The organism is Amycolatopsis kentuckyensis (genome assembly GCF_041679295.1).
Classification (GTDB): Bacteria; Actinomycetota; Actinomycetes; order Mycobacteriales; family Pseudonocardiaceae; genus Amycolatopsis; species Amycolatopsis kentuckyensis_A.
In genome coordinates this window covers 225,362-239,027 of record NZ_JBGDMD010000007.1, presented here as the reverse complement: position 1 = coordinate 239,027, position 13,666 = coordinate 225,362, and the positions used below count along the sequence as shown (strand labels likewise).

Annotated in this window: 13 protein-coding genes; 8 read left to right on the top strand and 5 right to left on the bottom strand. The window is 71.9% G+C overall.

Annotated features, from left to right (window positions below):
- Positions 1-6: 6 nt before the first annotated feature.
- Both dut and ACERZO_RS29975 read left to right on the top strand, forming a co-directional pair.
- Complete coding sequence (dut, locus tag ACERZO_RS29980) at positions 7-510, top strand: dUTP diphosphatase (RefSeq protein ID WP_372668174.1); 504 nt, start codon at positions 7-9, stop codon at positions 508-510.
- On the top strand, positions 510-1,172 hold the full coding sequence (locus tag ACERZO_RS29975; RefSeq protein ID WP_372668172.1) for a DUF3710 domain-containing protein: 663 nt from the start codon (positions 510-512) through the stop codon (positions 1,170-1,172). The genes dut and ACERZO_RS29975 overlap by 1 nt, the downstream gene beginning before the upstream one ends.
- 43 nt (positions 1,173-1,215) lie before the next feature.
- On the opposite strand, the gene ACERZO_RS29970 is transcribed toward ACERZO_RS29975, so the two are convergent.
- Positions 1,216-1,899, bottom strand: coding sequence for an alpha/beta fold hydrolase (locus tag ACERZO_RS29970; RefSeq protein WP_372668972.1), 684 nt, complete (start codon positions 1,897-1,899; stop codon positions 1,216-1,218).
- A 135-nt stretch (positions 1,900-2,034) separates the two neighbouring features.
- Between ACERZO_RS29970 and ACERZO_RS29965 the strand changes: the two genes are divergently transcribed.
- Positions 2,035-2,415: an OB-fold nucleic acid binding domain-containing protein gene (locus ACERZO_RS29965; protein ID WP_072480405.1), complete on the top strand. Its 381-nt coding sequence runs from the start codon at positions 2,035-2,037 to the stop codon at positions 2,413-2,415.
- A gap of 9 nt (positions 2,416-2,424) precedes the next feature.
- Entirely contained in the window at positions 2,425-3,147 is a 723-nt protein-coding gene (locus ACERZO_RS29960) for a DUF3159 domain-containing protein (RefSeq protein ID WP_372668170.1), read from the top strand.
- 724 nt (positions 3,148-3,871) lie between these two features.
- On the opposite strand, the gene ACERZO_RS29955 is transcribed toward ACERZO_RS29960, so the two are convergent.
- Positions 3,872-4,528, bottom strand: coding sequence for a potassium channel family protein (locus ACERZO_RS29955; RefSeq protein ID WP_372668168.1), 657 nt, complete (start codon positions 4,526-4,528; stop codon positions 3,872-3,874).
- Positions 4,525-5,190 carry a potassium channel family protein gene (locus tag ACERZO_RS29950; RefSeq protein WP_372668166.1) on the bottom strand — a complete coding sequence of 222 codons (666 nt, stop codon included), beginning with the start codon at positions 5,188-5,190 and terminating at the stop codon, positions 4,525-4,527. Before ACERZO_RS29950 ends, ACERZO_RS29955 begins: the two co-directional genes overlap by 4 nt.
- A gap of 93 nt (positions 5,191-5,283) precedes the next feature.
- On the opposite strand from ACERZO_RS29950, the gene ACERZO_RS29945 reads away from it, so the two are divergent.
- From ACERZO_RS29945 to ACERZO_RS29935, 3 genes are read left to right on the top strand one after another with little or no spacing between them, the layout of a single operon-like run.
- Positions 5,284-7,317 carry an APC family permease gene (locus tag ACERZO_RS29945; RefSeq protein ID WP_372668164.1) on the top strand — a complete coding sequence of 678 codons (2,034 nt, stop codon included), beginning with the start codon at positions 5,284-5,286 and terminating at the stop codon, positions 7,315-7,317.
- Positions 7,314-8,501: a class I SAM-dependent RNA methyltransferase gene (locus ACERZO_RS29940; RefSeq protein WP_372668162.1), complete on the top strand. Its 1,188-nt coding sequence runs from the start codon at positions 7,314-7,316 to the stop codon at positions 8,499-8,501. The genes ACERZO_RS29945 and ACERZO_RS29940 overlap by 4 nt, the downstream gene beginning before the upstream one ends.
- Positions 8,502-8,534: 33 nt before the next feature.
- Positions 8,535-9,092 carry a TIGR03086 family metal-binding protein gene (locus ACERZO_RS29935; RefSeq protein WP_372668160.1) on the top strand — a complete coding sequence of 186 codons (558 nt, stop codon included), beginning with the start codon at positions 8,535-8,537 and terminating at the stop codon, positions 9,090-9,092.
- A gap of 405 nt (positions 9,093-9,497) precedes the next feature.
- Here the strand turns inward: ACERZO_RS29935 and ACERZO_RS29930 are convergent, their stop codons facing one another.
- Together ACERZO_RS29930 and ACERZO_RS29925 are read right to left on the bottom strand one after the other, a co-directional pair.
- Positions 9,498-9,920 carry a hypothetical protein gene (locus ACERZO_RS29930; RefSeq protein WP_372668158.1) on the bottom strand — a complete coding sequence of 141 codons (423 nt, stop codon included), beginning with the start codon at positions 9,918-9,920 and terminating at the stop codon, positions 9,498-9,500.
- Positions 9,921-10,004: 84 nt separating this feature from the next.
- Positions 10,005-11,474, bottom strand: a complete 1,470-nt coding sequence (locus ACERZO_RS29925) for an aldehyde dehydrogenase family protein (RefSeq protein ID WP_372668157.1) — start codon at positions 11,472-11,474, stop codon at positions 10,005-10,007.
- A 185-nt stretch (positions 11,475-11,659) separates the two neighbouring features.
- Here ACERZO_RS29925 and dxs point away from each other — a divergent pair, with 185 nt between their 5' ends.
- Positions 11,660-13,576 (top strand): 1-deoxy-D-xylulose-5-phosphate synthase, encoded by a 1,917-nt coding sequence (gene dxs / locus ACERZO_RS29920; protein ID WP_372668155.1) that lies wholly within the window; start codon positions 11,660-11,662, stop codon positions 13,574-13,576.
- Positions 13,577-13,666: the final 90 nt, after the last annotated feature.

Sequence of the window (13,666 nt, the reverse complement as noted above, 5' to 3'; positions counted from 1 at the left end):
CCGCCCGTGTCCAGCGTTCAGGTACTCCTCTCCCGGCTCGACCCGGATGTCCCGCTGCCCGCCTACGCCCGGCCGGGCGACGCGGGCGCCGATCTCGTCACGACCTCGGATATCGTGCTGAAACCCGGGGAACGCGGCGTCGTCGGCACCGGCGTCGCCATCGCCCTCCCGCCCGGGTACGCGGGCTTCGTCCACCCCAGGTCGGGCCTGGCCGCCCGGGTCGGCCTCTCGGTGGTCAACACGCCGGGCACGATCGACGCGGGCTACCGCGGGGAGATCAAGGTCTGCCTGATCAACCACGACCCGCGGCACCCGGTGGAGCTCGCGCGCGGCGACCGCATCGCCCAGCTGGTCGTGCAGCGGGTCGAGCACGCGGTGTTCGTCGAGGTCGCCGAGCTCGACACGACCGAGCGGGGCGACGGAGGCTACGGCTCCACGGGTGGACACGCCACACTGGGAGCACCGGCGCTCGCCGCGAGCGCCGGCACGGGGGAAGGAACGGAGAAGTAGTGGGGATTTTCGGACGCAAGCGGCGGACCGAGGGCGGGTCCGCCGGACGGCACGCCGCGCCCGAGGCCGACGACACGATCGAGGACGAGGCGTACGACGAGGACTCGGAGCTTTCGGACGTCTCCGACGGCCCGTTCGACGTCGCGGACTTCGAGGACGACGGCGTCCCGCGGATCGACCTCGGCTCGGTGAAGGTGCCGGTGCCGGACGGTTCCCAGGTGCAGGTCGAGATGGACCCCGAGACGCAGGGCGTGCGCGCCGTGCACGTCGTCACCGAGCAGGGCCAGATCACGGTCAGCGCCTACGCCGCGCCGCGCTCGGGCGGGCTGTGGCGCGAGGTCAGCACCGAGCTGGCCGAGCAGCTGCGGGCCGACGGCGCGAAGGTCAACATCGGCCGCGGCGTGTGGGGCCTGGAGATCTCGGCCATCGTCGGCGACGTCGCGCTGCGCTTCGTCGGCGTCGACCGGCCGCGCTGGATGCTGCGCGGCGTCATCGCCGGGCCGCAGTCGGAGGCCGCGGCGGCGGTCGAGGTGCTGCGGGGGATCGTGCGGCGCACGATCGTCGACCGCGGCGACGCGCCGATGCCGGTCCGGACCCCGCTCACCATCACGCTGCCCGACGCGGTCGCCGAGCACATCGCGGCCCAGCAGCAACAGGGCTGAGCACGTCCCGTGAGGGGCACCTGCGCGGTCGCGCGGGTGCCCCTCAGTGCGTTTCCAGGGCCCTCAGAAAGGCGAGGACGGTCGCGCGGCCGAGGGATTCGCGGTCGGCGCCCAGCGCTGTGAGCGTCGTCTCGCCGAGGACGGCGCGGGGGAGTGCGCGAGCCCACTCCGATGCGACTTTCGTCGGGTGGATCGGGTCGTCGGTGCACGTGCCGATGCCGGCCGGGACGTCGAGCGCCGCGAGTTCGCCGAGGGTGGGGGAGGGCCGGCCCGCCGCGACGCGCAGGCCGTCGGCCAAGCCGGCGCCGTGCCGGCGCCACGCCCGGTCGAGTTCGGCCCGCAGCCAGTCCGGGCTGCCCGCGGTCTGCGCCAGCGCGACGTCGACCCCGGAGCCGGCCACCAGATCGGCGGACAGCGTTGCGGCGAGCGATGCGGGTGCTGAGCCCGGGACGCCGTTCCAGGCCGGGAGGGCGGCCAGCAGGCCCCCGCAACGCCCCGGGTTGGCGACCGCCCACTCCGCGGCGAGGTGGGCGCCGAACGAAATGCCGCCTACGAGCAGTTCGCCGTGTTCGTCCGCGAGCGCGTCGAGGGTGGCCAGGTAGCCGTCGGCGAGGGCCGCGCCGGGTGGCGGCGGTGGCGCGATGAGCGGGACACCGAGGGCGCGCAGCGGCCCGCCGAAGACGGCCCGGACGAACACCTCGTCCGAGCCGGTGCCGGGCAGCAGCACCGCGGCGGGAACTCTGATTGCGGACGTCACGTTGCGATCTTTGCGCAAAGGCGTTTCCCTGGCGGGGACCGCAGTACGCTGGAATCGCACGGGCCGCAAGCAGTTTGTCGGGGGCCCCGGAGCACAGGAGCACCTATGTCCGCCAAAGACGGCGGCTACTTCAGCCGGCTGGTACGCAAGCTGACCAGCGACGTCGACGAGCTCGACGCCGACGAGATGTCCATGAGGTCCGGCGCCGAGGGCGCGCAGCGGGCCTGCGACTGCCGTTCCGGCGAAGAGGTCACCGTGATGGGGAGACTCCGCAGCGTGGAGCTCTGCCCGACGAACGAGGCCGCCACGCTGGAGGCGGAGCTGTTCGACGGAACACAGGGCGTGACGCTAATCTGGCTCGGCCGCCGCCGGATTCCGGGCATCGAGCCTGGCCGGACGATCAAGGTGCGCGGCCGGATGGCCGAGCGTGACGGCCAGAAGGTGCTGTACAACCCCTATTACGAGCTCCAGAGCCCAGTGAGTTGATCACCCATCGTGACTGAACCCGCCCCGAGCGAGAAGAAGACCGACTCCGGCGACGAACCGCAGCCGACCCTGCTCGAGCAGATGGGCGGCGTGTCCGGCCTGATCTACTCCTCGGTGCCGGTGATCGTGTTCGTGCTGGCCAACGCGTTCTTCGGGCTGACCGCGGCCATCTGGACGTCGGTCGGCAGCGCGGTGGCGATCACCGTGCTGCGGGTGGTCCGCAAGGAGCCCCTCCAGCCGGCGATCTCCGGGTTCTTCGGCGTCGCGATCGCGGCGTTCATCGCGTACCGGACGGGGTCGGCGAAGGGGTTCTTCCTCTTCGGGATCTACGCGAGCTTGGTCTATTGCGGCATCTTCGTGCTGTCGGTGGTGGTGCGGTGGCCGATCGCGGGCGTGGTGTGGAACGTGCTGAACGGCACCGGCCAGGCGTGGCGCAAGGACAAGCCGTCCCGCTACGGCTACGACATCGCGACGCTGGCTTTGGCGCTCGTGTTCGCCGCGCGGTTCGTGGTGCAGCGGTGGCTGTACCAGGAGGACTACACCGGCTGGCTGGCGTTCGCGAAGATCGCGATGGGCTACCCGCTGTACGCGCTGGGGCTGCTGGTGGTGGTGTGGGCGGTGCGGCGGTCGGACAAGCGGCTGAAGGCGCAGGAGGAGACCGCGCCGAAGCCGGAGACGGACGCCGAGATCGAAGCCCGGCTGCGCGAGAAGTACGCGGCTCCCGAGGCCTGACCCCGGTCGCGGGCCGGCCACCGACGACCTGAACGGGTCGTTCATGTCATCTCGGCGAGGCTCCGAAGCCGGAGTTCCGCTTCGCTCCGCTGTCTTGAATGAGTCATTCAGGACCTCTGAAGACCTGAATGACTCATTCAAGACCTTCCGGCCGGCGGTCGGGTGGGTGCGGGCGCGCTCAGACGCCGTGAATGACTCTTTGACCTCGTCCGACGACATGAATGACTCATTCATGTCGTTCAGGCCCGCCGGGCAGCACGTCACGGCTCCCGAAGCCGGCCGCCCGGCGCCGTGAACGGGGCCGTCCAGGGCATCTCGGCGAGGCTCCGAAGCCAGAGTTCCGCCCCGCTCGGCTGTCTTGAATGAGTCATTCAGGACCTCCGACGACCTGAATGACTCATTCAAGACCTTCCGGTCGGCGACCGGACCGGTGCAGGCGCGCTCCGATGCTGTGAATGACTCTTTGACCTCGTCCGACGACGTGAATGACTCATTCATGTCGTTCAGGCCCGCCGGGCCAGCACGTCACGGCTCCCGAAGCGGGACAACCCGCGCGCGTAGGGGCGCCCCCGGTTTCCACGTTACCGGCAGCCACCGACAGTTCCGGCGACCCAGCGAACGGCCCATCACCGGCGCCAGAGGTCCCGAAGCCGTCATTCGCGACCCCACCAGACACGGAGAAGGCCCCCGGCACACCAGCCGAGGGCCTCCAAAAGCCGCAAACTCAGTACCCCAAAGCCGTCCGAATCTCCGGCTCCACATCCGCGGTCGCGACGAACAAAAGCTCGTCCCCCGGCTCGAGCGGATCCTCCGGCTGCGGCACGATCACCCGATCCCCCCGCAGGATCGTCACCAAAGCGGCGTCCCGGGGCAACGTCAACTCGCTCACCGGCTTACCGGCCAGCGGCGTCTCCGCCGGCAACGTCAACTCGACCAGGTTCGCGTTGCTCTGCCGGAACGTCATCAACCGGACCAGGTCGCCGACGCTGACCGCCTCCTCGACCATCGCCGCCAGCATCCGCGGGGTCGAGACCGCCACGTCGACGCCCCACGCGTCGGTGAACAGCCACTCGTTCGCCGGGTTGTTGACCCGGGCCACCACGCGCCGGACCGCGAACTCCGTCTTCGCCAGCAGCGAGACGACCAGGTTCGCCTTGTCGTCGCCCGTCGCGGCGATCACCACGTCGCACTGCTCGATGCCGGACTCCTCCAGGATCGACACCTCGCACGCGTCCCCGAGCACCCAGTCGGCCTGCTCGACGGTGTGCGGCTCGAACTGGTCGGCCTCCCGCTCGATGAGCATCACCTGGTGCCGGCCGTCGATGAGCTCGTTGGCGATGGAGCGCCCCACCGCGCCCGCCCCGGCGATCGCGACCCTCATGCCTCGTCCTCCGGTTCGCGGTTGGCCACGCTGGTCACGTCGCTGACGGTGCCGGAGCGCGCGGCGACCCACACGTCGTCGCCGTCCTGGACCACGGTCTTGTTGTCGGGCAGCACCGGGGTGCCGAAGCGCATGATGAACGCCACCCGCGCGCCGGACGCCTCCTGCAGGGACTTCACCGAGTGCCCGACCCAGCCCTCGTGCAGCGGCAGCTGCAGCAGCGCGACGTTGCCCGACGGGTCCCGCCACGCCGACGCCACGCCGTCCGGCAGCAGCGTCCGCAGGAACCGGTCGGTGGTCCACGGGACCGTCGCCACCGTCGGGATGCCCAGCCGCTCGTACACGGCCGCGCGCTTGTGGTCGTAGATCCGCGCGACGACGTGCTCGATGTTGAAGTTCTCGCGCGCGACCCGCGCCGAGATGATGTTCGAATTGTCGCCGCTGGACACCGCCGCGAACGCGCCGGCCCGCTCGATCCCCGCTTCGATCAGCACCTTGCGGTCGAACCCGACGCCGACGACCTGCTGGCCGTGGAAGTCGCTGCCCAGCCGGCGGAACGCCTGCTGGCTCTTGTCGATGACGGCCACCTCGTGGCCGAGCCGCTCCAGCGCAGCGGCCAGGGACGCGCCTACCCGGCCGCACCCCATGATCACCACGTGCACGCCCTGCCTCCTCGTTCGGCGGTTACCCGTCCGTTGCTACCCCGACATGCCAGCGCCGAACCTACCGTGCACCCCGACGGTTACGCTTCCGTGGTGTCGAAGTTCCCGACCGTGCTGAAACGCCTGGTCCTCGGACGTCCGTTCCGCAGTGACAGGCTCGCTCACACGCTCTTGCCCAAGCGCATCGCGCTGCCGATTTTCGCGTCCGACGCGCTCTCGAGCGTGGCGTATGCACCCGAAGAGATCTTCCTGACACTGAGCGTGGCGGGTCTCTCGGCGTACGCGCTGGCGCCGTGGATCGGCGTCATGGTCGCCCTGGTCATGCTCGTCGTCGTCGCGTCCTACCGGCAGAACGTGCACGCCTACCCGAGCGGCGGCGGCGACTACGAGGTCGCCAACACCAACCTGGGCGGCAAGTTCGGGCTGACCGTGGCGAGCGCGCTGCTCGTCGACTACGTGCTGACCGTCGCGGTGTCCACTTCGTCCGGTGTGGCCAACATCGGGTCCGCGGTGCCGTGGGTGGCGCAGCACAAGGTGCTGGCCTCGATCGTCATCGTGGTCGTGCTGACGTCGCTGAACCTGCGCGGCATCCGGGAGTCGGGGAAGGCCTTCGCGATCCCGACGTACGGGTTCATCCTGGGCATTCTGGTCATGGTCGCGTGGGGCCTGGTCCAGGCGGCCACCGGCACCGAGATGAAGGCCGAGAGCGCCGGCTTCACGCTGAACGCCGAGGGGACCTTCGCGGGCGTCGCGTACGCGTTCCTGGTGCTGCGGGCGTTCTCCTCCGGCGCGGCGGCGCTGACCGGGGTCGAGGCGATCAGCAACGGCGTCCCGGCGTTCCAGAAGCCCAAGTCGAAGAACGCGGCGACGACGCTGCTGATGATGGGCCTGCTCGCGGTCACCATGCTGGTCGGCATCATCACGCTCGCGTCGATCACCGACGTCAAGTTCGCCGAGGACCCGGCACGCCAGCTCGCCGGCGCGCCCGCGGGCTACGAGCAGAAGACGATCGTCGCGCAGATCGCGCACGCCGTGTTCGCCGACTTCCCGCCGGCGTTCTACTACATCTCCTTCTCCACCGGCATCATCCTGCTGCTGGCCGCGAACACCGCGTTCAACGGCTTCCCGGTGCTGGGCTCGATCCTCGCGCAGGACCGCTACCTGCCGCGGCAGCTGCACACCCGCGGCGACCGGCTCGCGTTCTCCAACGGGATCCTGTTCCTGGCGGCGTTCGCGCTGGTCCTGATCATCGCGTTCGACGCCGAGGTCACCCGGCTCATCCAGCTCTACATCGTGGGCGTGTTCGTGTCGTTCACGGTGAGCCAGGCCGGCATGATCCGGCACTGGAACCGGTTGCTGGCCAAGGAAACCGACCCCGCGAAGCGGCGGCGGATGCGGCGCTCGCAGACGGTCAACGCCATCGGCCTGACCATGACCGCGACCGTCCTGGTGATCGTGCTGATCACCAAGTTCCTGCTCGGCGCGTGGATCGCGATCGCCGCGATGGTGGCCATCTTCGCGTTGATGACGGCGATCCGGCGCCACTACGACCGCGTCGCCGACGAGCTGAAGGAGCTCGGCGACACCCCGACCGTGCTGCCGTCGCGCAACCACGCGATCGTGCTGGTGTCCAAACTGCACCGGCCGACGCTGCGCGCGCTGGCCTACGCCAAGGCGATGCGCCCGGACGTCCTCGAGGCCGTGACGGTCAACGTGGACGACGCGGACACCCGCCGGCTCACCGCCGAATGGGACGCGCACAACTTCAAGGTGCCGCTGAAGGTCGTCGAGTCGCCCTACCGCGAGATCACGAAGCCGGTCCTCGACTACGTGAAGCGGGTGCGCGGCGACAACCCGCGCAACGTCGTCACGGTGTTCATCCCGGAGTACGTGGTCGGGCACTGGTGGGAGCAGGTGCTGCACAACCAGAGCGCGCTGCGGCTCAAGGGCCGGCTGCTGTTCCAGTCCGGGGTGATCGTGGCGAGCGTGCCGTGGCAGCTCGAGTCGTCGGCCAAGGCGGCCGCGCGCGTCCGGACCGAGCGGCCCGCGGCCGGCGACGTCCGCCGCGGCTTCTCGCCCAACGGCAAGCCGGCCGCGGCGCCGAAGCCCAAGGAGCCCGCCGAATGACGAGCTGGCTGGGCCGGGTCCTCGAGGTGGAGGTCGGCGCGGTGGCGCACGGCGGCCACTGCGTCGCCCGCGCCGAAGGCCGCGTCGTGTTCGTCCGGCACGCGCTGCCGGGCGAGCGCGTCCGCGTCGAGGTGACCGAGGACAACGGCGGGTCGTTCTGCCGCGGCGACGCCGTCGAGGTGCTCTCGGCCTCGGAGTTCCGCGTCGAGCCGCCGTGCCCGCTCGCGGTGCCCGGCGGGTGCGGCGGCTGCGACTGGCAGCACGCCGACCCCGGCTACCAGCGTTCGCTGAAGGCGGCGGTGGTGGCGGAGCAGCTGCAGCGGCTGGCCGGCATCGAACGCGAGGTCGTCGTCGAAGCCCTCAAGGGCGGGCCGCTGGACTGGCGCAGCCGCGTGCGGCTGGTCGCCGACCGGGAGGGGCGCGCGGGGCTGCGCGCGCACCACAGCCACCGCGTGGTGCCCCTGGACGACTGCCCGATCGCCGTGCCCGGCGCGCTCGACGACGTCCTGGCGCGGCGCTGGCGGCCGGGCAGCGAGCTGGAGGTCACCAGCGACGGCGACGGCGCCGTGCACGTGCGGGAGCTGTCGACCGCGCGCGGCAAGGTCCGGGCGCGGCAGCTCGCCGGCGGGGTGGCGGTGCAGCACGCCGCGGACCGCGACTGGCACCTCGACGCGCACGGTTTCTGGCAGGTCCACCCGGACGCGGCGCCCACGCTGGCGGCGGTCGTGGGGGAGTGGGCCGAGGCCCCGGCCGGCGGCACGGCCTGGGACCTCTACGCGGGCGTCGGGCTGTTCGCGTCGGTACTGGCTGCGCAGGTCGGCTCGGCGGGCCGGGTGCTGGCGGTCGAGTCCGGGCGGCGCGCGGTGACCGACGGCGAGAAGAACCTGGCGGACCTGCCCCAGGTGTCCTGGCAGGCCGGGCGCGTCGAGCACGTGCTGGCGTCGGCGGCGAAGCCGGTCGACGTCGTGGTGCTGGACCCGCCGCGCAAGGGCGCGGGCAAGGCGGTGGTGGAGTCGATCGTCGCGGGTTCACCCGATCGAGTCGTCTACGTGGCGTGCGACCCGGCGGCCCTGGCCCGTGACCTGGCGTTCTTCGGTACGCACGGGTACTCGCTGACCGATCTGCGGGCGTTCGACGCCTTCCCGATGACCCACCACGTGGAGTGCGTGGCGCTGCTGTCCTGAGTTTTTGTCGGTGGTGGTCGGCACACTGCTCGCATGACTCCGCTCGACGAATTCGACCTCGCGGCTTCCACGGTGACCGGCCTGGTTTCCGGCATCTCGGCTTGGGACGCGCCCACGGCGTGCGCGGACTGGGACGTGCGCGCGGTGGTGAACCACCTGGCGCACGGCAACGCGAAAGTGGCGTTCTGGGCGGGGATGGGCCCACCGGTCCCGGACGGCGACTACCTGGGTGCCGCGCCGGTCGAGGCGTTCGCGGCGTCGGTGGCGGCGGCCCGGTCGGTGCTGGCGTCGCCCGGGTTGTCCGAGCGGAAGGTGACGACTCCGCTCGGCGAAGTGCCGGGGGTGTTCCTGGTGCACATGCGGGTCAACGAGTACGTCGTCCACGGCTGGGACATCGCCGACGCGACGGGTGCTTCGACGGATCTGCTGCCGGAACTGGCGTCGCGGGCGCTGGCGCAGTGGCGGGCGCGGTTCGGTGACACGCCGCGGCAGCCGGGCGGGCCGTTCGGGCCGGAGGTGGACGCTCCGGAGGGCGCCACGGCGGCGGACCGGCTGGCGGCGTTCCTGGGCCGGAAGGCGGTGAGCGCCTGACGAGGGAGGCGGACGAAGGATCACGGCGGCTGGAGAACTCACTGCGGCTGCGCTGTGCCGCGGCCGCAGCATCGCGCGGCCCAAGCACTGTCGCCTGCCGCGGCCGTAGCCTTCCGTGGCTGCAATCCGCCGTGGCTGCAATCCACCGCAGCCGCAGCCTGTCGTGGCCGCAATCCGCCGTGGCTGCAGCCTGTCGTGGCCGCAATCCGCCGTGGCTGCAACCCATGGCGGCCGCAGCCTGCAGCCTGCCGCAGCTGCAGCCCCGCCGTGGCCGCAGCCTGCTGCGCCCGAAACCCACTGCTGCCGCAGCCTGCCGCGGCTGCCGCCAGCCGTGGCCGCAGCCCGACGGCCCACCGCGGCCGCGAACGGCGGGCGCCCGCCGTTCGCGGCCGTGCAGGGCCGGCGTCAGCTTGCCCGGCGCACCGCGAACGCCGCCGCCAGACCGGCGGCCGTCATCGCGATGCCCGACACCAGCAGCACCCATGCCCCGGCGCCCGGCACCACGCGCGCCGCCGGCTGGATGCGGGTCACGCCCGGCAGCGTCACCACCAGGTGGCGCAGGACCACGCCGGTCACCACCAGCCCCGGCAGGCACGCCATCGCGAGGGGCTCGTCCTGGCGGCGAGCGGCCGTCAGGTACGCGAGCGTGCCCGTGATCAGGACCGCCGCCGCGCAGACCAGGCGCAGGCCCAGGTCCAGTTCGGGGTCCGGCGTGCCCGGGGGCAGCATCCCCGGGTAGTCCGCCGTGCGCAGGGTCAACCCGGCGATCACCCCGAGGCCGGCGACCCCCGCCGCCACCGCCCGTGGAACCCGCCAAGCACGCGTCACGCACGCAGCATAATTCGCCGGAAACGGCTTTCCGATCACCTTTTCCGCGCTGGGCCGTTCGGGGGATCCCGATCGGAGGACCGCTCAGCCGGCGAACCAGCGCTGCGGTGCCGGCCGGAGGTTCTGGTAGATGTGCTTGACCTCGGTGTACTCGCCCAGGCCCGTCGGCCCCAGCTCGCGGCCGAAGCCGGACTGCTTGTACCCGCCCCACTCGGCCTGCGGCAGGTACGGGTGGAAGTCGTTGATCCAGACCGTCCCGTGGCGCAGCCGCCCGGCGACCCGCTGCGCCCGGGACGCGTCCTGCGTGAACACCGCCCCGGCCAGGCCGTAGTGCGTGTCGTTGGCGATCCGGACGGCGTCGTCCTCGTCCGTGAACGTCTCGACCGTCAGCACCGGCCCGAAGGACTCCTCGACCACCGCCGACGTCCCCTGCTTGACCTGGTCCAGGATGGTCGGAAGGTAGTAGAAGCCGTCGGCCAGCGCCGGGTCGTCGGGCCGTCGCCCGCCGGTCCGCAGCACCGCGCCTTCGGCCAGCGCCGCCGCCACGTACGCCTCGACCTTCTCCCGGTGGGCCGCCGAGATCAGCGGCCCGGTCTCCGCCTGGGGGTCGAACGGGCCGCCCAGGCGGATCCGCTCGGCCCGGCGCACCAGCTCGGCGACGAAGTCGTCGTGCCACTCGCGTTGCACGATCAGCCGCGTGCCCGCCGAGCACACCTGGCCCGAGTGCAGGAACACCGCCGTCAGCGCGTAGTCGACGGCCGTCTCGAAATCGGCGTCGGCGAACACCACGTTCGGGTTCTTCCCGCCCAGCTCCAGGGCCACTTTCTTGACCGTCGCGGCGGCCGCGGCGGCGATCACCCGGCCGGTCGCCAGCCCGCCGGTGAACGACACGAGGTCGACGTCCGGGTGGGACGCCAGCGGCGCGCCGGCCTCGGCACCCGCGCCGAGCACGAGGTTGGCGACGCCGGGCGGCAGGCCCGCCTCGGTGAGCAGCTTCATGAACAGGATCGCGGTGTGCGGCGTCAGCTCGCTGGGCTTGAGCACGAACGTGTTGCCCGCGGCCAGCGCCGGCGCGATCTTCCACACGGTCTGCAGCAGCGGGTAGTTCCACGGCGTGATCAGCCCGCAGACGCCGACCGGTTCGTGCACGATCCGGCTGATGGCGTCCGGGTTGCCGGTGTCGACGACGCGTCCGGCGTCCTGGGCCGCGAGCTTGCCGAAGTAGCGCAGGCACGCGGCGATGTCGGCCATGTCGTAGCGGCTCTCGACCAGCCGCTTGCCGGTGTCGAGCGACTCCGCGCGGGCGAACGCCTCCGCGTCGCGGTCCAGCAGGTCCGCGGTGCGCAGCAGCAGGTCGCCGCGCAGGTGGGCGGGGGTGCCGGGCCACGGTCCATTGTCGAACGCCCGGCGGGCCGCCGCGATGGCGGCCTCGGTGTCCTTGGCGGTGCCTTCGGCGACCGTCGCGACCGGAGAGCCGTCGGCCGGGCAGCGGATCTCCCGGCGCCCGCCGTCGATCGCGTCCACCCAGTCGCCGCCGATGAAGAAGTCCGCCATGCCCCCATTCTCGTGGCCACGCGGCGTGACTGCCACAGCGACGGACGGAGACGAGGTTCACCCCGCGTGATGACGCCTGGTCGCGCTCCGCCTGTGACGCCGGACGCGGCGGGCGGAACCACCCTGGCGGGTCTCCGTAGACTGGGCCGGACGCGGGGCGTGCCGATCAAGTGAGGTGGAGACGAGTGACGTTGCTGGAGTCCTTGGACGGACCGGCGGACCTGAAGCGCATGAGTGTCGAGGACCTCGGCGAACTGGCTGCCGAGATCCGGGACTTCCTCGTCGACAAGGTCCGCCGCGCCGGCGGCCACCTGGGACCGAACCTCGGCGTCGTCGAGCTCACGCTGGCGCTGCACCGCGTGTTCGACTCGCCGCGCGACGCGATCGTCTGGGACGTCGGGCACCAGGCCTACGTCCACAAGATCGTCACCGGCCGCGCGGAGGGCTTCGATCGGCTGCGGCAGACCGGCGGTGTCACGGGTTACCCGTCGCGCGCGGAGAGTGAGCACGACTGGGTCGAAAGCAGCCACGCGTCGTCCGGTCTGTCCTATGTGGACGGGCTGGCGAAGGCGTTCGCCCTGGACGGTGCCGGGCGGCACGCGATCGCCGTCGTCGGCGACGGCGCGCTCACCGGCGGCATGTGCTGGGAAGCGCTCAACAACATCGCCGCGCACCGCGAGCGCCCGGTCGTCATCGTCATCAACGACAACGGCCGCTCGTACTCGCCGACCATCGGCGGCCTCGCCGACCACCTCGCCGCGCTGCGCCTGCAGCCGGGCTACGAGCGCCTGCTCGACGGCGGCCGCGAGATCCTCAAGCACACCCCGGTCGTCGGCAAGCCGATCTACGCCGCGCTGCACGCCGCGAAGGCCGGGCTGAAGGACGCGCTGAGCCCGCAGGCGATGTTCTCCGACCTCGGCCTGAAGTACCTCGGCCCGGTCGACGGGCACGACCAGGTGGCGCTGGAGAAGGCGCTGCAGAGCGCGAAGGCGTTCGGCGGCGCGGTGATCGTGCACGTGGTGACCGAGAAGGGCCACGGCTACGCGCCCGCGGTCAACAACGAGCACGACCAGATGCACCAGACCGACCCGATCGACCCGGAGACCGGCCTGCCGCCGGTGAAGGGCCCGAGCTGGACCGGCGTGTTCGGCGACGAGCTGGCGAAGATCGGCGCCGAGCGCGAGGACGTCGTCGCGATCACGGCGGCGATGCTGCGCTCGACCGGGCTCGACAAGTTCGCCGAGGCGTTCCCGGACCGCTGGTACGACGTCGGCATCGCCGAGCAGCACGCGGTGACGTCGGCGGCCGGGCTCGCGATGGGCGGGCTGCACCCGGTGGTCGCGATCTACTCGACGTTCCTGAACCGCGCGTTCGACCAGGTGCTGATGGACGTGGCGCTGCACCGCCAGCCGGTGACGCTGGTGCTGGACCGGGCCGGCATCACCGGGCCGGACGGCCCGAGCCACCACGGCATGTGGGACCTGTCGCTGCTGGGCATGGTCCCGGGCATGCGCGTGGCGGCCCCGCGCGACCCGGCGACGCTGCGCGAGGAACTGCGCGAGGCAGTGGCGGTGTCCGACGGCCCGACGGCGCTGCGCTTCTCGAAGGGCAAGGTCGGCACGGACGTGACGGCGGTGGAGCGGATCGGCACGGTCGACGTGCTGCGCCGCCCGACCGAGGGTGCGGACGTCCTGCTGGTGACTGTGGGTCCGTTCGCGACGCTGGGTCTTGCGGCCGCGGACCGGCTTGCCGACCAGGGGATCGGGGTGACCGTCGTCGATCCGCGGTGGGTGCTTCCGGTTCCGGCCGAGCTGGTGGCGCTGGCATCGCAGCACAAGCTGGTGGTGACGGTGGAGGACAGCGGCCGCCACGGAGGCTTCGGCTCGGCACTGGCGGCCATGTTCCGCGACGCCGAGTGCGACGTGCCGCTGCGTGATCTGGCGGTCCCGCAGGCATTCCACGACCTGGGCAGCCGCGACGAGGTACTGGGCCGGATCGGCTTGACGGCCCAGGACGTGGCCCGCCGGGTGACGGAGTGGGCTTCCCGCCTGGGGTCTTCGGAGGCGTCGGCGCCGGAGAAGAAGGACGCCAACCGCAGCTAGACCAGAGCGCCCCAAGGCGGCCTTGGGTGCGTCTGACGCACCGAAGGCCGCCTTGGGGCGCTTGGGGCCCGCACTGGGCCGGCGCCGGGA

Bases quoted from the DNA above. Each gene is read 5' to 3' on its own strand.
- ACERZO_RS29965 (WP_072480405.1), top strand. From the start codon at position 2,035: ATGTCCGCCAAAGACGGCGGCTACTTCAGCCGGCTGGTACGCAAGCTG.
- ACERZO_RS29955 (WP_372668168.1), bottom strand. From the start codon at position 4,528: ATGAGGGTCGCGATCGCCGGGGCGGGCGCGGTGGGGCGCTCCATCGCC.
- ACERZO_RS29940 (WP_372668162.1), top strand. From the start codon at position 7,314: ATGACGAGCTGGCTGGGCCGGGTCCTCGAGGTGGAGGTCGGCGCGGTG.
- ACERZO_RS29935 (WP_372668160.1), top strand. From the start codon at position 8,535: ATGACTCCGCTCGACGAATTCGACCTCGCGGCTTCCACGGTGACCGGC.
- ACERZO_RS29925 (WP_372668157.1), bottom strand. From the start codon at position 11,474: ATGGCGGACTTCTTCATCGGCGGCGACTGGGTGGACGCGATCGACGGC.